The organism is Lachnoclostridium phytofermentans ISDg (genome assembly GCF_000018685.1).
Lineage (GTDB): Bacteria > Bacillota > Clostridia > Lachnospirales > Lachnospiraceae > Lachnoclostridium > Lachnoclostridium phytofermentans.
In genome coordinates, this window is record NC_010001.1 from 3,049,584 (window position 1) to 3,069,900 (window position 20,317).

Here is a 20,317-nt window from a genome sequence, read left to right on the forward strand (position 1 = left end):
CTATTTAACTATTACCTATTTCTGATTAGTTTGAAATATATTAAGAAATCCTTCTACGTTCTTTTCTATATCACCACGGAAAACAGAAGTTCCGGCAACTAATACATTAGCACCAGCTTCCATGATTTCCGATACATTTTCTAAGGTTACTCCACCGTCTACCTCAATGTCAATCGTAACGTTTAAATCATTCGCCATCTTCTTTAGGTCTCTTAATTTTTGAAGTGTTGAGGGGATAAATTTCTGACCTCCAAAGCCTGGATTAACTGACATGATTAACACCATATCAAGTTCTGGTAAGATATAATCAAGGACGGATAATGGTGTACTTGGGTTTAATGCAACACCAACCTTTTTTCCAAGCTCCTTCACTGCAGTCACTGTGCGATGAAGATGTTTACAACTCTCTGCATGTACCGTAATAATATCAGCACCTGCTTTTGCAAAATCCTCGATATAACGAATGGGCTCTTCGATCATTAAGTGCACATCAAATACCATGGAAGATTTATCACGTAGAGAAGTTATTACCGGCATACCAAATGAAATGCTAGGGACAAAATTCCCATCCATAACATCCAAATGCAGATAAGTTGCTCCTGCTTCCTCCGCCTTTCTAATATTCTCGCCTAAAGCACTAAAATCTGCTGCTAGGATTGAGGGTGATAAATGATACATATTTTTTCCTCTTTTCTGTCACGCATTTATGCGTGTGTTATTCTGTGTATCTAATAAAACCAGAAAGAATGAAAATGAAATTCCGATGGATTTCATTTTTATTCATCTGTGTGAAGTTTTAGAATTTATTAGGCGGCGTCTTTTGGCGCCTTAGAAATTCTCTTCACACTGTGCCTATTTAGTAGTAGGCCGGAAGAATAAAAATGAAATTCCAATGGATTTCATTTTTATTCTTCCAGTGTGAAGTTTTAGAATTTCTTAGGCGGCGTCTTTTGGCGCCTTAGAAATTCTCTTCACACTTCACACTTCACACTATATTAATATTTTTTCTGATTCTTTAATTCTTCGAATAATAACTTATAGTTTTCATATCTGCTTTCGCTTATCTTGCCTTCACTAAGTGCTTCTTTTACCGCACAGTCCGGCTCATTGATATGCGCACAGCCATTAAAACGACATTGTCCTAAATAATGATCAAACTCTGGAAAAAAGGTTTGTAACACTTCTTTCTCAATGTCTTTTAAATAAAGTGAGCTAAATCCTGGAGTATCTAATAAATACGTGTGTTCCTCCATATAAATTAACTCAGAGTGTCTTGTGGTATGCTTACCACGCTTTATTTTTTCTGATATCTGTCCAGTCTGCATGGATACTTTTGACTGAAGTCGATTCGTGAGAGATGACTTTCCAACACCGGAAGGACCAGCAAGTGCTGTTGATTTACCTCTAAGAACAGCCTTAACTTCTTCAATATCCCCTGCTAATGCATTTGTGAAAAGGATTTGATATCCTGTGTTTCGATAAACTTCCTCTACTTTTTTTCTTTCTTCTTCCTCTGCCTTGTCCATTTTGTTAAAGCAAATAATCGTTTGAATCCCTTGTTGCTCCATCATGACCAAAAAACGGTCAAGCAAGTTATAATTTGGTGCCGGATCTGATACTGCAAATATAATCATTGCTTGATCAATATTTGCAACTGCCGGACGTATTAACTCACTTTTCCGTTCTAAGATATCAACAATATTTCCTGTTTTTGAATCTTTATCAAGAATCTCAACCTCGACATCGTCACCGACGAGAGGTTTTATTTTCCGGTTTCGGAAAATACCTTTTGCTTTACATTCGTATTCTCCGAAACCTTCAATATAAACATAGTAAAAACCTGCAATACCTCTGATTATTTTACCAATCATTAATTTTTCCTCATTCCACCGCATACTTTCTGCGTATCTTATGTTTATGACGAGAGTAACGCAGGTACTTATCTTTTTTTAGAAACATAGTTTTACTTTTTCTTCTCTGCGCTTAGGAATACGCTCCAAGAACTGCCGTACGGTACATCGTCAATATACATTCTTACGATACCATCACCTTCTCGTATACCTTCCACTTTAATATTTTTTAACGCTTTTGGAAAATCATCATACGACAAATATTTTTGCATAATCAGCATTGATTCTCCATCTTGCTCAAGCTCAAGATAAACATCACCTGATTCGCCTTCTTCAAACGGATTTTCTGTAATTGTAACTTTTCCAAAATAGCCATATTCATCAGGAAGTGAAACGTCAGGAGTTGGTGTACTTTCAACACCAGTACTAATAGAGATATCAATTTTAGTATCTGCTGTTACTAATTCTCCAGCTGTTGTATTCTGATAGCATACAGCTCCCTTTGCATATTCAGAACTTGGAATATTGGAAGTTACTCCTTTTTGAAGACCTGCTTCTAATAATGCTTGTTTTGCCTGTTCTTCCGTCTTACCAAGTAGATTTGGTACTTTTTTTAACGCACTTACATCCGGTCCTGTACTTACTACTAAAGTTACCGTGGAACCTTTCTTTAACATGACTGGATTCTTAGGATCTGTCGCTCTTTCTGGAGTTGTCCGGATAACGAATTCAGCACCTATATCACTATTTGCCTCATCTTTACGTTCCACCTTAAAACCTAAGTCTTCTAATTGTTTCCTTGCTTGTTCGTAACTTCGATTATAAACATCGATTAATTCAACAGGTTGAGCACCAGCACTAATGGTTAAGATAATTGTTGAATTCGATGGAATCTCAGTACCAGCAGGATAATTTTGATTCATAACTAAGCCTTCTTCATACTCATCTGAGTATTCTTTTTCATCCGCCAACGTGACATTAAATAAACGTGATGCAAGCGTAAGACTACTAATTGCTGTGTCTCTATCAAGGCCTCTTACCTCTGGAACTTTTACAAGATCAGCTACTGGCTCTTCTGTTGGTTCTGGTGAAACAGTTACAGTAATGGATGGTACTGGAGTAATATCTGTATCCTTATTGCCCTTGCCCCAATCAAATATATTAAAGAAACGCGCTACAATAAATAATACCGTACAGCCTACCAAAACAGCTGCCGCTATCATGGAGATAATGAGTACTTTCTCCATTTTTGAGTCTACGGAATCAAGTTCCTCTTCTTCCTCTTTGGAAACTTTTTTTGTTCCCTTATCCTTTGCATTGTTATCAATAAATGTTACTGGTGTTTTAGCGGCACTTTTAATATGATTCATCTCATCATCTGATAAAGTGATGGTTGGAGAATCACTAACTACACCATTATTAATAACTACATAATCTCCATCTTTATTTATGATAGAGCGTTTTAAGTCACTGATTAATTCAGAAGCAGATATATATCTTCTCTCTGGCTTCTTCTGCATACATTTTTGTACAATTCTCTCAAGACTTACCGGTACATCTGGATTTAATTCACGAAGAGGGGTAGCCTCTCCTTGAATATGAAGAAGTGCAACGGATACCGTATTGTCTCCTGCAAATGGTACTTCACCACTTAACATTTCATACATTGTTACACCAAGAGAATAGATATCACTTCTCTCATCGCTGTATCCGCCTCTTGCCTGTTCTGGTGATAAATAATGAACAGAACCAATCGCATTCTGAGTAACAGTATTCGTAGATGCAGCCTTAGCTATACCAAAGTCTGTTACTTTTACTTTACCATCTCTGGATATAATGATATTCTGTGGTTTAATATCCCTATGAATAATGTGATTGTCATGAGCAGCCTCCATACCTTGCGCTATCTGAATCGCAATTCCAACTGCCTCTTTTACTTCTAACTTTCCTTTACGTTCAATAAATTTCTTTAACGTAATTCCTTCCACAAGCTCCATAACGATATAATATAATCCATCGTCATCACCTACATCATAGACATTTACTATGTTCGGATGAGATAAGCCCGCTACAGATTGAGCTTCTCCACGGAATTTCGTTACAAAATTCTTATCACTTGAATATTCCGGTTTCAATATTTTAATTGCTACATATCGATTTAACCGATGACATTTTGCTTTGTAAACATCCGCCATTCCTCCAGAACCAACTCTGTCTACAATTTCATATCTGTCACTGATAAACATTCCAGGTTTAATCATTTTATATACCTTTTACCTTTCCGGCTACACAAAAATGTCTGCTGAAACAAACAAGCTTATGTAAAAATGCCTCTCTTCTCTCCTTTTAATTACATCCCTCAATGCATCTTCCTATGTGCTTAATCAAGACGGATCAAAATGACAGCAATATTATCTTTACCACCATTTTCATTCGCTCTCTTCACTAACTCTTTCCCAGATGCCTCTAGATCGTCTTCATTACTTCTAATAATTGCAAGGATTTCTTCATCCTCGAGCATGTTCGACAATCCATCAGAACATAATAGAATGATATCTCGAGATTTTACACTAACTTCAAAAAAATCAGGTACGACAGTAAGGCTTGCTCCCACCGCTCTTGTTATAACATTTTTCTTTGGATGGAATCTAGCTTCACTTCGTTTTATCTCGCCTGTCTTTACCATTTCCTCAACTAAGGAATGGTCTTCTGTAATCTGCTTTATTGTATCATTTATTAAGTATAACCTGCTGTCTCCAATGTTGGCTACGTACATTAATTGATCCATGATTGTTGCTATAACTAACGTAGTTCCCATTCCTTCTAAACCAGTTTGCTCTCTAGCTTGCTTTAATAGTAACTCATTGGTTTTTGCAACAGCAGTATCCAACATACCAATTACAGTCTTCTCTTCACTTTCCCCAATGAGTTTTACCATTTCTTCCACACAATAACGAGAAGCAAAATCACCGGCGTTATGTCCACCCATACCATCAGCTACGATAAACAGGTTTGGAAGTGCTCCAACCGAACACTCATTACAATAGACATAATCTTGGTTGCTCTCCCTCTTTAGACCGATGTCAGTTATAGAATATGTGTTCATCCTATAGATTCACCTCCTGTACCATTGTCTTATCTGTATAGCTCTTTCTCAATTGTCCACAAGCTGCATTAATATCTGAGCCCATTTCTCTTCTAATAGTAACATTAATTCTATTTTTTTCAAGTATATTTTTGAAATTTTGTATGTTATTCCCCGTGGAACGCTTGTAATCTCTCTCTTTTATAGGGTTCACCGGTATTAGATTTACGTGACAATTTTTACCTTTTAAGAGTCTAGAAAGCTCTTTGGCACAAGCTGCGGTATCATTTACACCATCTACGAGGCTGTATTCATAACTGACTCTTCGCCCTGTCTTTTCGTAATAATAGTCACACGCATTTAATACATCTTGTAACTGATAACTATTTGCAACCGGCATTATCTTTGCTCTCTCTTCATCATTCGGAGCATGTAACGACAATGCCAATGTGATGGCAAAACCCTCTTCTGCTAAAGCCCTCATCTTAGGAACGATACCACAAGTAGAAACCGTTATATTTCTTTGTGAAATATTCAAACCATCCGAAGAAGAAATCATACGGATAAACTTAACGAAATTATCGTAATTATCCATAGGTTCTCCGGTTCCCATAATTACGATATTGCTCACTCTCTCTCCAGAAAGTCTTTGTATCTGGTAAACTTCATCTAACATTTCCGATGTTTTTAAGTTTCTTGTAAGACCGCCAAGAGTAGATGCACAGAAACGGCACCCCATACGGCATCCTACCTGAGATGAGATACAAACCGAGTTTCCATGATGATATTTCATAAGTACGCATTCAACTACATTTCCATCTGATAAGCGAAATAAATATTTTACAGTTCCATCCATCTTTGATTCATAGCGTTCTAAATCATTGACACAGATTAACTCATACTCTGAAGCAAGTTTCGCTCGAAGTTCTTTCGATAAATTCGTCATCTCTTCGAAGTCTCTTACTAACTTTACATGGAGCCACTCATAAATCTGTTTTGCCCTGAATTCCTTTTCTCCAATGATTTTTAAACTAGCTTTTAATTCTTCTAATGTAAGTGCTTTGATGTCTATTTTTTCAGTAATACTTTGCATTTTTACCCCATTCCCACGCATATTCTTTGCGCATCGTTTAAAAGAAAACCATGCCCGCTTAGCAGTAGGTGTGAAGTTTTAGAAATTCTTAGGCGGCGTCTTTTGGCGCCTTAGAAATTCTCTTCACACTTAAACCTTTCTAAATCTTGAGATAAAGAAACCATCTACACCGGATTTGTTAGGTAATAATTGTAGATAGCCTTGTTTTGATGTTTCGCACTGTAAATTCTCTGGTAGATAAGTATCAATGGATTCTGGTTGTAATTTTAATGTCTCCGTAATAAATCGTATATTGTCCTCATTTTCTTCTGGATTTATTGTACAAGTACTAAATATTAAGACTCCTCCAGGCTTTAAATAGGAAACGACAACAGTAAGGATGTTTCTCTGCAATTTTGCCAGTTCCGACATCATTTCTTTCGTCATATTGTATTTAATATCTGGTTTCTTTCCAATGACACCAAGGCCTGAGCAAGGGAGATCCGCTAAAATTATATCCGCTTTTTCTTTGACTGAATCATCGGGTACCAAAGCATCGAAAACTTTCACAGACACATTTTGATATCCTATACGTTCTAAGTTCTGTTCAATTAAAGCAACCTTTCTATCGGTCTTATCTCTAGCATCCACATGACCAGGATTTTTTTCTCCACCCGCCACAAGAAGAAGATCGGCCGCATGTAAGGTTTTACCGCCTGGTGCAGCACATACATCAATGATATAGTCTCCAGCCTTAATTCCAGCAATTAACCCAACCATCATAGAACTTTCATCTTGAACTTGAAAATATCCTTTTTGAAAACTATCAAGCACTGGCAATGAATTATAGGAAGTAATTCTTTTGGCATTCGTTAGATACGCACCGTCACGAACCTCTACTCCATCTTTTACCAAATTATCTACTAGTTCATCGATAGTAATTTTACTTTCATTGATACGTATTGATGTATCCTTTGGCTCTAAGAAAGCTTGTAACATTTCTTCAACCTGTTCTCTACGAAAGCTTTTTAGCCAAAATTCCACTAACTCTTTGGGCATTGAGTATTGATAGGAAAGCCTTTCTATTTCATTTAATTTACTAATATCGAATCCATTTGCTTTTTGAAATTCTCTGCTAAGATTTCTTAATATCCCATTTACGAAGCCAGACAATCCACCTAATCCTCGTTTTTTTACAAGCTTAACCGCTTCATCGCAGGCTGCACTATCTGGAATTTGTTCCATAAATTCAATTTGGTACGCTGCAATTCTTAATACATTTCGAATTACAGGCTTCATCTTTTTCACCTTAATCTTTGAAAACCGTTCCAAATCATAATCAAGTCTTAGTTTTTGTTCTAAAACCCCAAGGCAGAGCCTTGATATAAAGGCTCTGTCTTGCTTACTCAAGTCTTTGTAATTTTTTAAAGTTTCATTGATTACAACGTGACTTGGAAGCTTATCCTCATTAATTTTAAGGCACATCGTAAGTACAATTTCTCTAGCGTTCATAGTTCTCCGTTCTTATTTATACTAATCTCTACTTCTATTCCCAAATAGCAGAATCAAACGCAACAATTGTAAGATAGAAGCAGCGGCACTTGCAACATAAGTAAGTGCTGCGGCACCTAGTACTCTCTTCGTATCTCTGATTTCATCTCCATATAAAATTCCTGTATCCGATAATACAGCAACTGCTCTACTTGATGCATTAAACTCAACTGGTAAGGTAACTAATTGGAATATAACAGCTAAAGAAAACGCCAAAATACCAACGGTAATTAAAGTCTGTGATCCACCAATTATAATACCAGCAAAAATCAATGGCCAAGATAACGTGGCGCCCAAGTTTGCTACTGGTACAATAGCAGATTTAAGCTTAAGTGGAACATAACCTTTTTGATCTTGAATAGCATGGCCACATTCATGTGCTGCAACACCAATCGCTGCGACGGAAGAACTATCATATACTGAATCTGATAAACGAAGAACCTTACTTCTTGAATCATAATGATCTGTTAAACTTCCACTCACTCTTTGTATCTGTACATCATAAATACCTGCAGAATGCAAAATTCGTTCTGCCGCTGTTGCTCCAGTCATTCCTGACATACTTCGAACCTTACTGTATTTTGAAAATGTAGACTTCACTTTCATGGATGCTGCAATACTTAGGATGGCTCCTACAATAATCATCCAGTAATAAGGGTCAAAATAAAATCCGTAAAACGGTGATGCATAATATAAAAAATTTAACATCGTAACCTCATTTCTGCGCTGCTCTTAGTATTTTTTTAGGACAATGCATATCAAGTTTGTGTTGCAACGCAGACACAAACAATACATGAACCAATGTGAAGTTTTAAAATCTCTTAGGCGACGTCTTTTGGCGCCTTAGATATTCTCTTCGTACTCCCCAAATCATACCATGGATTCGTGTCTAAACTTTTAAAACTTCATTAATTTTTCATTAAAGATTATATTATACTATAATCTCTTTGATCGATATAGTGAGGAATCTTGGCAAACTAATAATTTTACATCGAAATGAAATAATTCACATCATGTTTTTTTATGGTGCTACTTTTAGTTTTAGTTTCTAATTTTCGTTTATTCCAAGGATATCGCCAGCATTTATTTGATAACCACGTAAAAATTCGCCAGCTAACATTTTCTTCTTTCCTTCTAACTGAAGCTCGTTAATTTTTAATAGCTTATCCCCAGTTTTCACAAAGATTGCTTCTTTTGTAACTCTTACTATACTACCAAATTCTGCTTCTTCAGCGTCTTTTATGATATCAGGGTCATGTGATACCTCTGCACTCCATAACTTTAAGGTCTTTCCCTTATAATAAGTATAAGCGCTTGGCCAAGGATTTAGTCCACGAATCATTCTCTCTATCGAATCGGCATCTTTCGAAAAATCAATTTTACCCATTTCTTTGGATAGCATTTTAATGTAAGTAGAATTGGAATCATCCTGCTTGGTATATGTGGCTGTTCCATTTTTTATTAATTCAATCCCTTCCAACAAAGCATCCCCGCCGATTACCGCTAATTTATCATGTAAACTGCCACCCGTTTCTTCCTTTGTGATATCAATTTCTTTTTTTAAAATCATATCACCGGTATCACAACCAACATCCATCTTCATAATAGTAACACCTGTTTTTTCTTCTCCATTTAAGATAACCCATTGAATCGGTGCACTACCGCGATATTTTGGTAATAAGGACGCATGAACATTAATACAACCGAAAGGCGGAAGTTCTAAGATATCCTTAGATAAAATCTGTCCAAAAGCTGCAACTAAGATAATATCTGGAGCCAAGGCTTTTAGTTGTTCCACAAACTCAGGTTCTTTCACACGTCTTGGCTGGTAAACAGGAATTTGATGCTTTAAGGCAACTTCCTTAACTGGAGGAAATGCCATCTCTTTTCCTCTACCCTTTGGCTTGTCAGGTTGTGTTACTACTCCTATTATTTCGATATCAGAAGAAAGCAGTGTTTCTAGAATCGTTGCTGCTATCTCTGGTGTCCCCATATAGACCGCTTTCATTCTCATCCCTCCTATTCTTCCTCTTCCTCATCATAACTAGTTACTTCATGTACTTCACCATTAACTTTTTCAACATATAAAATACCATCTAAATGATCGATTTCGTGACAGAACGCTCTAGCTAATAAGCCTTCACCTTCTACTTCAAAAGGTTTCATATGACGATCATAAGCTTTTACTTTAACATAATTTGGGCGTGTCACGATACCTGCTTTCCCAGGTAAACTAAGGCAGCCTTCATCTCCAGTTTGCTCACCATCGGTAGATATAATCTCTGGATTAATTAATATTATTGGTTCATTTCCTTCTAGTGATACATCAATCACAACCAAACGTTTTAACACACCAACCTGAGGAGCAGCTAATCCAACGCCCCCCGCATCATACATTGTATCTAACATATCATCGATTAACGTATCAATTTTTGGTGTTACTTCCTCGATTACCTTTGAGGTCTTGTTTAAAATACTGTCACCCATTATTCTAATATTTCTTTTCGCCATGTCATTCTTCCTTTCGTTAATAACTGTTCATTGGATCAAAATCAAATTGTACATTACACTTTTTAAAATACTCTGAAACTGTAATGTACTGTTCTAAAAAGTCCTTTACTTCAACAAGATACTCATATTGTTCTTCTTTTAGATATAAAACTCTTCGATAAATATCATTCATTTTTGCAATTCCAGCAGGCGCAGGCCCGATAATACTAATATTAGGCTTATTATCATCTTGCTCATTGTTTTCCAAATAATTTTCAATTTTTCCTTGTTCCTTGAACTTATCTTGTTCCTTGAACTCAAACTTTCCTTGTTCAATAAACTTATTTTGTTCATCAGGTTTATCTTGGTTAATTAATTCTACCTTCGCCTTTAACCATTCTTTCACTGCCCCAGCCAAAAGATCCGCTGCAAGGATAACAACTTCCTCCTCTTTTGACTGAATCAAAATAGCCATAATGTGCGCAGCAGGAGGATACTTCATAAGACGCCTGTAATTCATCTCCTGCTCATAAAAAGCAACATAATCTTCTGTCGCCGCAGTGGTTACTGCATAATGCTCTGGTTGATAGGTTTGTATCACAACCTCTCCGATCAGTTCACCACGTCCTGCACGACCTGCTGCTTGTGCTAACAACTGAAATGTTCGCTCTGCTGCCCGATAATCATTTGCATAAAGTGATAAATCCGCAGCTAAAATACCCACTAGAGTTACTCCGGCAAAATCATGCCCCTTTACAATCATCTGAGTTCCAATCAGGATATCTGCTTCACCATTTGCAAATGAACTTAAAATTTCTTCATAACTTAGTTTGTTCTTCGTAGTATCCGCATCCATACGTAGAACTCTAGCCGTCGGAAATTCCTTTAATACCATCGCCTCAACTTTCTGCGTTCCTGTTCCAAAAGCAGCAATATACTTAGAACCACAGACCGGACAAATGTTTGGGGTCGGAATTTCATATCCGCAATAATGACATTTTAACACACCAGTACTATGTGCCGTCAAGGAAATATCGCAATGAGGACATTTCATTGCAGTACCACAACTTCGACATGACACAAAACCTGCGTATCCTCTTCGGTTTAAAAATAACATAATCTGTTCTTTTTTTCTTAAACGATCTTCAATTAAGCTTCGTAACAGATCACTAAAGATGGATTTGTTTTTCTTCTTTAATTCTTCTTTTAAATCAACAATGGAAACCATCGGAACTTTTGCTTCTTTTGCTCTTTTCGTTAAATGAAATAGCTCAAATTCTCCGTCCATTGCTTTTTTATATGCTTCCAGAGATGGGGTTGCAGAACCAAGGATGATGGAAGCATTGCTTAGTTCGCCTCTCTTAATCGCCACTTCTCTTGCATGATATTTCGGAGGCATCTCACTTTTATAACTTGTTTCATGCTCTTCATCTATAATAATCAAACCTAGGTCTTTAAACGGCGTAAATAAAGCAGACCTAGGACCAATCATGATATCGATATCGCCATTTTTTGCTCGTTCAATTTGATCGTATCGTTCTCCAGCAGACATCTTAGAGTTTAGAATAGAGATACGATTACCAAATCTTTTGTAAAAACGTACTACAGTCTGATACGTAAGCGCAATTTCAGGAATTAACATAATAACCTGTCTACCAGATTGTATTACTTGGTCGATAATTCCCATATATACTTCTGTTTTACCGCTGCCTGTAATACCGTGGATTAAATAAGTTTTTCGTATCCCTTCTTCATAATCCTTTAAAACCTTAGACACTATTTCTTGCTGTTCATAATTTAAAGAGATACTGTAACTATCCGTCGTCTTTGAAGCAATTGGATTACGATACTTTGTCTCTGATTCAATTTGAATGATTCCACTTTCCTTTAAGGAATTAATGGTTGTTCTTGAGATATTTAATTTATTGACAATATCCTCAAACTCAATTTCTTCGCTATTCATAAGAGCCAATAATAGTCTTGCTTTCGCTTTATGCTTTTTCTTTTCCGCTTCAATATATGCGTCCTGTAACTTTTCTTTTGACACAGCTGACGATACGATTCGTTTTTCAATCTGCTTCACACTTTTTTTCACTGGAATTACTGTCTTTAAGGCATCATTCATCGTACCGCCATATTGCTCTTTCACAAATGCAGCAAGGGCTATCATCTGTCCTTCGATTGGTAGCCCTTTATCTTTAATTCCAAGTATGGATTTTATTCTCTCTGGAGCAATCTTGGGTACATCAGATAGTCCAACAATAAACCCACTGATGCTACGATTCCCATTGCCAAATGGTATAGTTACTGGCACGCCAATAACAGCATCCGCACAAAGAGCAGGCGGTATGCTGTATTGGTAGGTTTTATCCAGATTTTCTACTGATATGTCCACTATAATATCTGCATATTGCATTCCTATCGAATTTCATCCTTTCACATGTACATTAACACTTAACTAACTCTTCCTTTAATCTCTCAACGATTAAATCAAGCTTCATACCTCGGGAACCTTTTAAAAGTATAACGTCCCTTTTTGTCAAATTAGTTTTAATATATTTAAAAGCTTCCTCTCGCTCCATAAAACTCTTTGTGTTTATGTCTTCCCCGTTTTCCCTTACTCCATCGAGGATATACTTTGCTTCCTCACCAATCGTTATTACTTCATCGATAAATGTTGATTCTTTCCCACAAGCTTTTTCTATCTTACATTGCTTTGCTAAATATTCTCCCACCTCATAATGACATTTTTTAGAGATGTCTCCAAGTTCTAAAATATCCGCAAATACTATGAACTTCTTATGTTCTTTTGGCATATCCATTATAACATGAATTGCTCCCTTCATGGAGTCAGGACTAGCATTGTAAGTATCGTCAATTATTGTGATTCCATTGACTTTTTCTATCTCTCCACGCATTGCGATTGGTTTATACTCTTTTAATCCTTCTTTTGCAGCCAAAGGATCTATTCCTAATTGAATTGCAAAGAAAATAGCAGCAAGAGCGTTTAATATATTATGCTTACCAAGAACTGATAAAGTGATGTCATCTACAAGTTCTTCTTTCGTACCATTTTTGTAATGAAAAGTAAATGTTGTTGACTCACCATCTGTTTTTATGTTGTCAGCATAAATGGTACAATCAGGGTTTGTTCCAAAGGTATAAACAGATGCCTTATTTAAGCTTCTTCGTGTCATTTCTGATAAATCAACACTACCATTATTTTGTGTTTTTTCTTTGACAGAGCTATTATCTTTTCTATATTCATCGTAGATTTCCAATAATAGCTGATCATCACCATTTAATAGAAGAATGGAATCCTCGGTAAAGTAATTCACAATGTTTAATTTTTCTTTCCGAATATTTTCCTGTGTCTTTAACTGTCCGATATGCGAAACACCGATGTTTGTAACAACTGCCATTTTAGGCTTTGCTACTTTAGCGATACGCTCCATTTCACCAAATTCACTCATACCCATCTCAATAATACCAACTTCATGAGTATCTTCAAGCATCAGCATCATTTGTGGCAAACCAACTTGACTATTCATATTCCCAATCGTTTTTAAAACATTACTTCTGGTACTAAACGCTGCTGCTATCATTTCCTTTGTCGTAGTTTTTCCAACACTTCCGGTTATCCCAATGATTGGAACATTACTATGGTCACGATGATATTCTCCTAGACGTTGTAATGCTTCTACTGTATGATTTACTTTAATATAAACCATATCTTCGGTACCTTCTGCTATTTCATCTTTGCTTGTTAGCGTTACTCTGATACCTTGCCTATAAGCATCTGCAATGAAATCATGTGCATCTACTCTTTCACCAACAATGGGTACAAAGAGTGTATCACTATCTCCTACTTTTGAGTTAGTGCTTATTTTAAAAATTGTTCTATCATTATTTCCCTTTATTATAGTGCCACCAGTAATTGTAGCAATTTCGTTTACATGAAACGTTGCCATAAGAAACCTCTATTCTGTCGCTTGCGCGTATTTTTTTAAAGAGCATTTCGCTGCTCTAATGTCATCTCTGCAACGATCTCTTGTATCAATTCTCGATCATCCATATGATGCTTCACACCACGAATTTCTTGATAATTTTCATGGCCTTTCCCAGCAATCAGAATGATGTCTCCTTCTTTCGCAGTTAAGATACTGTGACGGATTGCTTCCTTACGATCAAGGATCGCTATATAGTCTCCTTTACCACGCTTTACTCCAACAACAATATCATTTAAGATATCCTGTGGTTCCTCAAACCTAGGATTATCTGAAGTAACAATCGTATAATCTGCTAAATTCGATGATATCTCACCCATCTCAAAACGACGGTCTTTTGAACGATTCCCTCCACAGCCAAATAAGCATACTAAACGCTTTGGCTCATATTCTCTTAGGGTAGATAATACACTTTGAAGACTCATTGCGTTATGAGCATAGTCGATCATCATCGTGAATTTTTTTGAAACTTCTACTGGCTCTACTCTGCCTTTTACCTTAACCTTAGTTAACACTTCCTTGATACGTTCTGTACTGATATTAAAATGTCTACAGATTGCAATTGCTGTTAGCGAATTATAAACAGTAAATTTTCCTGGTATATTAACTTGAACTGGGAAGTCACATAATCCCTTTACCTTATATAATACCATTAAGTTACCAAGTTTGGAATGTAAATCGATATCAACTGCTCTTAAATCTGCTTTTTCACTAAGTCCATAAGTCTCTAGTGTACAAGTATGGCCACTTAGCACCTGTTCCATATGTTTGTCATCAACATTAGCGATACCCACCTTACATTGCTTGAAAAGAAGTCCCTTACAAGCCATATACTCTTCAAAACTTCCATGTTCTCCTGGCCCAATGTGGTCTGGCTCCATGTTGGTAAATACGCCAATATCAAAGGTAAATCCACTCACACGATGAAGCATTAAGCCTTGGGAAGATACCTCCATTACAACACATGTACAACCATCCTCTACCATCTTGGCAAAATATTGTTGTACCAGATAGGATTCTGGCGTCGTATTATTCGCTGGTATAACAGTATCCCCTATCATCGTCTCAATCGTACCAATTAGACCAGTTTTTATTCCTGCCTCAGAAAGAATGGAATGAACCATGTAAGTTGTCGTTGTTTTACCCTTCGTACCAGTGATTCCAATTGTTTTTAATTTTTCTGCTGGATAATCAAAATACGCTGCGGATAAATAAGCAAGTGCTTCTCTAGTATTTGATACTAATAATAAGGTAACACCATCTGGTACAGATACTTCCTTCTCAGCAACAATTACAGTGGAACCTTTTGCGATAACCTCATTAACAAAAGAATGACCGTCGCTTACTACACCTGTAATGCATACGAAGATAGAATCCTTTTCTACTTTTCTTGAATCATAGCATAACGTACTAATTTCTCTATCAACAGTTCCTTCTTTACATTGGTAAGTTAGACGCTCTAATAACTTGGTTAACTTCATTGTATTATCCTCATTTCTTCGTTTCATTTCTTCGTTTCATTTCTTCGTTTCATTTCTTCGTTTCATATATTACTTCATTTCTACATGCTGTATCAACAGCTTGAACAAGCAACGCAGGCACGAACTTGATGGGTGAAAGGTTAAAATCTTTCACTGTCTTTTTATTAATCTATTCCTATCTTATCTATAATTATCATAAATTCCTATGGTAATTTCTGCATGATTTCATTCAATTACTGCTATTATTAAATATTCATTCCCGTTTTTGTTATTGCTTCTTTGTGTTTCGATACTGTTTGTCTATAATAGTATAATATTTTTTACACGAGAAATTCCCACGGTCTATACAAACCGTGGGAAAAATATTACTTATAAAGATTCATATAACTCTTCATATTTTCTCGCAGAAGTTTTCCACGAAAAATCTTTTGCCATTCCTCTATCAATAATCTTATTCCATTCTCGCTTTTTATCTTGATATATTTCTTTTGCAAATCGGATGGTGTATAGCATCTCATGAGCATTATAATTTTTAAAAGTAAATCCTGTTCCTGTACTTTCGTGTTGGTTATATGGCTCAACGGTATCTACAAGACCACCGGTTTCTCTCACTATGGGAACTGTACCATACCTTAAACTCATTAACTGGCTTAAGCCGCAAGGTTCAAACAGTGAGGGCATTAAAAACGCATCACATGCGGCATAAATTTTATGGGATTGTTCATTAGAATAAAAAATATTTGCAGATACACGACTACTATATTTCCTTGCATAATGGCGAAATAAATTTTCATATCTATCTTTACCAGTACCAAGGATAATCAGTTGCGTATCCTCTGCGCATATATCTTCCATCACGCAATCAATCAAATCCAATCCGTTTTGATCTATTAAGCGTGAAACTATTCCAATCATAAAAGCTTTATCATCCTTCGCTAGACCTAATTCCTGTTGAAGTGCACGCTTATTTTTTATCTTTTCTTTTCTAAAGTTCTTTGCATTATATGGTTTGTTTATGAAAGGATCGAATTCTGGATTGTATTCCTCATAATCAATTCCATTTACAATTCCACATAGACAATCGGAACGAGCGCGCATTAACCCATCCAATCCTTCTCCGTAGAAAGGCATAGTGATATCGTGCGCATAGGTATCGCTAACCGTTGTTATATAATCAGAGAATACGATACCTCCTTTTAGATAATTCGCATCACCGTATGTTTCCAGTTTGTCAGGAGAAAAGTAGTACTCAGATAGCGCTGTTATATCCTGTACCGTCTTTTTATCCCAAACTCCTTGAAACTTTAGATTATGTATTGTCATTATAGTTTTTATACCATGATAAAATTCATTTTTTTGAAAGCTATCATGTAAAAATACTGGAACTAACCCTGTCTGCCAATCATGACAGTGTATAATATCTGGTCGGAAGTCAAGTACCGGTAGACAGGTTAAAACTGCTTTGCTTAAAAAAGCGAATTTTTCAATGTCTTCGTATATATTTCCATATGGTTTATTTCCTGCAAAATAAAATTCATTATCAATAAAATAATACCATATTCCTTCATATTGATATTCTAATACACCAACATATTGTGTTCTCCAATTTAAATTCATGTAAAAATGCGTCCGATACAGCATTTTCTCCTTCCACTGCCTCGGAATCGACATATAATTAGGGAGAATAACACGAATATCAAAATTATTCTTATTTATGTATTTCGGTAAAGAACCTACAACATCAGCCAGACCATCTGTCTTAATAAATGGAACGCTTTCTGATGCAACGAATAAAATCTTTTTCATACGTTACGCCTCCAGTTTTATTATTGCAATTCCCTACAGAAGTCCGTTCCATTACTATGTATGCAATACTAAAAATAATTATACAATACATTACAATAATAGAAAAGAGGCAAATTCATCACATTCTAAGCTTATACTCTAAACGGATTTTATCTGCTATTAAAGCTACAAACTCTGAATTCGTTGGCTTACCTTTTCCATTACTAACGGTATAACCAAATAAATCATCTATTGTGTCCATCTTGCCTCTACTCCAAGCTACTTCAATTGCATGACGTATCGCTCTTTCTACTCTGCTTGGTGTAGTTTTATGACGCTTTGCAATCGATGGATATAATTGTTTTGTAATGGAGTTTAACATTTCAGTATCATCAACAGACATCATAATTGCATCTCTAAGATACTGATATCCTTTAATATGTGCAGGTACACCGATTTCATGAATGATATTGGTAACATCTGACTCCAAATTTTTTTCTTTATAAGCTGCAGGATTATCAAATGTATTTAGTTTATGATTATCCACTAATTTGATATGATAATCTGCTTTTAATTGCTTGATTCTACTTAATACAGTATTATTATCGAATGGTTTAAGAATATAGTAACTAGCGCCTAATTCAAATGCATTCTCAGTTACGCGCTCTTGACCGATCGCCGTAATGACAATAAAAGATGGTGCCTTTTTAAATTCAGAACTCTTTTTGATCTTCTCCATAACTCCTAGTCCATCTAATTTTGGCATAATTAAATCCAATAAAACAACATCAGGATTTTTATCCTTAATTACTTCTAATGCTTCAAGACCATTTTCAGCTCTACCAATTACTTCGACATCATTATCATTCTTTAGTACTTCTTCTAATAGATTTAACATTCTGATGTTGTCGTCAACGATTACCACACTTATTTTCCCCATTACGAAACCTCCTAATATTCTTTTCCTTCCGATATCATACGAGAAGTGTTATAATGAAAGGGGCCCAATTCCTTTCATATTTTTCTTACCTTTTATGACACTATCTACCTTACATAATATGCGCGCTATATCAGTAAAGCTGTTTCGTATGATTTTTTATACTAACTCCGATTGTAAAACCTCTAAAAAATCGATTAAAAAACTTAAGTCTATAGTTTTTTGTTAAGATTTTTTAGTAAAGTTTTAAAGAGAAATTAGTATTGCTGTCACTATTAACACGAAAAAACAATTTGTTTACAATAAACTTCGGCAAGAGGTCTAACATGCCAAACATAATTTCTAATTCTAGAATAGAAGAATGCAAATTGTAATATTTTGCTAACAGTCACAGGAAAATTATACCCATAATTTCCCAAATTTTCAATTCTATTTTAACGCATTATTCGACAGAAAGTCAATCTTAAATTTAATATTTTTTTATTATTTTTTAATTTTCTTCTTAATAAGGTTGTATTTTGAAGCAATCGACTTTCTGTAAAATAGGCGTAGAAACAGCTTTACTGTTGGATTATCTCGAGCATATTTTCTATGAAAGTGCCATATCCCATCGAAGCATCACGAATAAAGACATGGGTTACAGCTCCTACTAATTTCCCATTTTGGATAATTGGACTACCACTCATTCCTTGCACAATTCCTCCAGTCAATTCTTTTAGACGTTCATCCGTAATTTTTATTACTAACCCTTTACTATGGGTCTTATTTCCAAAGTCTATATTTTCAATGGATATCTTATATTCTTTAATTTGACCTTCCACATTACATAGAATTGTAGCATCCCCTGTTTTTATCTCTTGTTTTAACGCAATTGGTATCGGACTATTATATATATTATTTGAAACACGTTTGTAAATATCAGAAGTATTTACAATTTGTCCAAATATCCCTTGTGGGGTATTCTTAGTTATCGAACCTATCTTACTAAGAGAATTTTCATGAATAACTCCACTTAACTCACCAGGTTGTCCTGCCTTACCTTTGATGATATTTACAACTTCAGCATCATATACTCCGCCAGTCTTTACAGACATTAAAAGTCCAGTATCAACATCTGTAATTCCATGACCTAACGCACCATAATCACCTGTAGTTGTAACAAAGGTTAATGTTCCAATACCTTGTGTATCATCTCGTATCCAAGTACCAATTTTATATTCACCGGTTGCGGTAGCAACTGGTTGCACTTTGAGGGTAACATACTCAGAATCTCTTTTCACTTTTAAAGAAACCGGCTGACCATCACATGATTGAATAATTTGTATCAGTTCTTCTTTGCTAGATAAACTTTGATTATTTGCTTCCATAATATAATCGCCTGTTTTTAATATATTAAGAGCAGGTTCATAATTCATACCATCTTTGGACATTACCTCCGCTGTACCAAGCACTAGAATACCATCTGTTTCTAAAGTGATACCGATAGTTCCCCCGCAGGGAATAACCTCTATCGTGTCGATTACATCAAGGGAGATATTTTTAATTGATAACCATCCAAATAATTTTAAATTTACTTTATACGAACCAGTTTTATTTGCTTGTAATTGAAACGGTTTATTAAGGTCAATGTGCATCTGTCCGGCAGGTACATTAGATTTTGCTATCTGTGATACAGTTACATCATCGCTTTCAATTTCCGCTTGTATTGGAATTTTAAGATTAAAATTCTGCGATTTATCAACTAAAATTCTAATTTTATCAGGTATTGCTTTGTTCAATATATAATAGGAAAATAAGAAGATACCTATGACATCAAGTATTAAAAATAACACTAAAAATCTTCGGTATCTCCTTTTTCTCGGATCGGCATTAATTTCCCCTGTGAGTGATTTATGCATACTAATCTCCTGCCTTTCTCATAACATAACTTTATGCTATAACTAATGAATTTTATTGTTATATCATAAGAACCTCATGTTACTAACTTTCGTCAGAATACAAAAGGATATACCGTATTAGTATATCCTTAATTCTTAATTTCTTTCTGAGTTTAGTATGT

15 protein-coding genes are annotated in these 20,317 nt (G+C 35.6%); all 15 read right to left on the reverse strand.

Features of this window, described 5'->3' with window-relative positions:
- Positions 1-15 precede the first annotated feature (15 nt).
- The 15 genes from rpe to spoIVB all read right to left on the reverse strand — a co-directional run bounded on the left by rpe (position 16) and on the right by spoIVB (position 20,156).
- The gene (rpe, locus tag CPHY_RS12820) at positions 16-678 is read right to left on the reverse strand and encodes a ribulose-phosphate 3-epimerase (RefSeq protein ID WP_012200498.1); all 663 of its coding nucleotides are present in this window, start codon (positions 676-678) and stop codon (positions 16-18) included.
- Between the two features lie 317 nt (positions 679-995).
- Positions 996-1,871: a ribosome small subunit-dependent GTPase A gene (gene rsgA / locus CPHY_RS12825; protein WP_012200499.1), complete on the reverse strand. Its 876-nt coding sequence runs from the start codon at positions 1,869-1,871 to the stop codon at positions 996-998.
- Between the two features lie 92 nt (positions 1,872-1,963).
- A complete protein-coding gene (pknB, locus tag CPHY_RS12830) occupies positions 1,964-4,111 on the reverse strand; it encodes a Stk1 family PASTA domain-containing Ser/Thr kinase (RefSeq protein WP_012200500.1) in 2,148 nt (715 codons plus the stop codon).
- 119 nt (positions 4,112-4,230) lie between these two features.
- The gene (locus CPHY_RS12835; RefSeq protein WP_012200501.1) at positions 4,231-4,956 is read right to left on the reverse strand and encodes a Stp1/IreP family PP2C-type Ser/Thr phosphatase; all 726 of its coding nucleotides are present in this window, start codon (positions 4,954-4,956) and stop codon (positions 4,231-4,233) included.
- Position 4,957: 1 nt separating this feature from the next.
- Positions 4,958-6,028 (reverse strand): 23S rRNA (adenine(2503)-C(2))-methyltransferase RlmN, encoded by a 1,071-nt coding sequence (gene rlmN / locus CPHY_RS12840; protein WP_012200502.1) that lies wholly within the window; start codon positions 6,026-6,028, stop codon positions 4,958-4,960.
- A 129-nt stretch (positions 6,029-6,157) separates the two neighbouring features.
- Entirely contained in the window at positions 6,158-7,519 is a 1,362-nt protein-coding gene (gene rsmB / locus CPHY_RS12845; RefSeq protein WP_012200503.1) for a 16S rRNA (cytosine(967)-C(5))-methyltransferase RsmB, read from the reverse strand.
- A 21-nt stretch (positions 7,520-7,540) separates the two neighbouring features.
- On the reverse strand, positions 7,541-8,266 hold the full coding sequence (locus CPHY_RS12850; RefSeq protein WP_012200504.1) for a zinc metallopeptidase: 726 nt from the start codon (positions 8,264-8,266) through the stop codon (positions 7,541-7,543).
- A gap of 340 nt (positions 8,267-8,606) precedes the next feature.
- On the reverse strand, positions 8,607-9,566 hold the full coding sequence (gene fmt, locus CPHY_RS12855) for a methionyl-tRNA formyltransferase (RefSeq protein ID WP_012200505.1): 960 nt from the start codon (positions 9,564-9,566) through the stop codon (positions 8,607-8,609).
- Positions 9,567-9,577: 11 nt separating this feature from the next.
- On the reverse strand, positions 9,578-10,069 hold the full coding sequence (def, locus tag CPHY_RS12860; RefSeq protein ID WP_012200506.1) for a peptide deformylase: 492 nt from the start codon (positions 10,067-10,069) through the stop codon (positions 9,578-9,580).
- A 16-nt stretch (positions 10,070-10,085) separates the two neighbouring features.
- On the reverse strand, positions 10,086-12,464 hold the full coding sequence (priA, locus tag CPHY_RS12865) for a replication restart helicase PriA (protein WP_012200507.1): 2,379 nt from the start codon (positions 12,462-12,464) through the stop codon (positions 10,086-10,088).
- A 31-nt stretch (positions 12,465-12,495) separates the two neighbouring features.
- Positions 12,496-14,019: a UDP-N-acetylmuramoyl-tripeptide--D-alanyl-D-alanine ligase gene (locus CPHY_RS12870; protein WP_012200508.1), complete on the reverse strand. Its 1,524-nt coding sequence runs from the start codon at positions 14,017-14,019 to the stop codon at positions 12,496-12,498.
- Between the two features lie 35 nt (positions 14,020-14,054).
- Positions 14,055-15,536 carry a UDP-N-acetylmuramoyl-L-alanyl-D-glutamate--2,6-diaminopimelate ligase gene (locus CPHY_RS12875; RefSeq protein ID WP_012200509.1) on the reverse strand — a complete coding sequence of 494 codons (1,482 nt, stop codon included), beginning with the start codon at positions 15,534-15,536 and terminating at the stop codon, positions 14,055-14,057.
- A gap of 369 nt (positions 15,537-15,905) precedes the next feature.
- Positions 15,906-17,342, reverse strand: a complete 1,437-nt coding sequence (gene glgA / locus CPHY_RS12880; protein WP_012200510.1) for a glycogen synthase GlgA — start codon at positions 17,340-17,342, stop codon at positions 15,906-15,908.
- Between the two features lie 118 nt (positions 17,343-17,460).
- Positions 17,461-18,261: a sporulation transcription factor Spo0A gene (gene spo0A / locus CPHY_RS12885; protein ID WP_012200511.1), complete on the reverse strand. Its 801-nt coding sequence runs from the start codon at positions 18,259-18,261 to the stop codon at positions 17,461-17,463.
- A 557-nt stretch (positions 18,262-18,818) separates the two neighbouring features.
- On the reverse strand, positions 18,819-20,156 hold the full coding sequence (gene spoIVB, locus CPHY_RS12890) for a SpoIVB peptidase (RefSeq protein WP_012200512.1): 1,338 nt from the start codon (positions 20,154-20,156) through the stop codon (positions 18,819-18,821).
- Between the last annotated feature and the right edge of the window lie 161 nt (positions 20,157-20,317).

Excerpts from the sequence above, each read along its gene's own strand:
- rpe (WP_012200498.1), bottom strand. The coding sequence starts at position 678 with ATGTATCATTTATCACCCTCAATCCTAGCAGCAGATTTTAGTGCTTTA.
- rsgA (WP_012200499.1), bottom strand. The coding sequence starts at position 1,871 with ATGATTGGTAAAATAATCAGAGGTATTGCAGGTTTTTACTATGTTTAT.
- pknB (WP_012200500.1), bottom strand. The coding sequence starts at position 4,111 with ATGATTAAACCTGGAATGTTTATCAGTGACAGATATGAAATTGTAGAC.
- CPHY_RS12835 (WP_012200501.1), bottom strand. The coding sequence starts at position 4,956 with ATGAACACATATTCTATAACTGACATCGGTCTAAAGAGGGAGAGCAAC.
- rlmN (WP_012200502.1), bottom strand. The coding sequence starts at position 6,028 with ATGCAAAGTATTACTGAAAAAATAGACATCAAAGCACTTACATTAGAA.
- rsmB (WP_012200503.1), bottom strand. The coding sequence starts at position 7,519 with ATGAACGCTAGAGAAATTGTACTTACGATGTGCCTTAAAATTAATGAG.
- CPHY_RS12850 (WP_012200504.1), bottom strand. The coding sequence starts at position 8,266 with ATGTTAAATTTTTTATATTATGCATCACCGTTTTACGGATTTTATTTT.
- fmt (WP_012200505.1), bottom strand. The coding sequence starts at position 9,566 with ATGAAAGCGGTCTATATGGGGACACCAGAGATAGCAGCAACGATTCTA.
- def (WP_012200506.1), bottom strand. The coding sequence starts at position 10,069 with ATGGCGAAAAGAAATATTAGAATAATGGGTGACAGTATTTTAAACAAG.
- priA (WP_012200507.1), bottom strand. The coding sequence starts at position 12,464 with ATGCAATATGCAGATATTATAGTGGACATATCAGTAGAAAATCTGGAT.
- CPHY_RS12870 (WP_012200508.1), bottom strand. The coding sequence starts at position 14,019 with ATGGCAACGTTTCATGTAAACGAAATTGCTACAATTACTGGTGGCACT.
- CPHY_RS12875 (WP_012200509.1), bottom strand. The coding sequence starts at position 15,536 with ATGAAGTTAACCAAGTTATTAGAGCGTCTAACTTACCAATGTAAAGAA.
- glgA (WP_012200510.1), bottom strand. The coding sequence starts at position 17,342 with ATGAAAAAGATTTTATTCGTTGCATCAGAAAGCGTTCCATTTATTAAG.
- spo0A (WP_012200511.1), bottom strand. The coding sequence starts at position 18,261 with ATGGGGAAAATAAGTGTGGTAATCGTTGACGACAACATCAGAATGTTA.
- spoIVB (WP_012200512.1), bottom strand. The coding sequence starts at position 20,156 with ATGCATAAATCACTCACAGGGGAAATTAATGCCGATCCGAGAAAAAGG.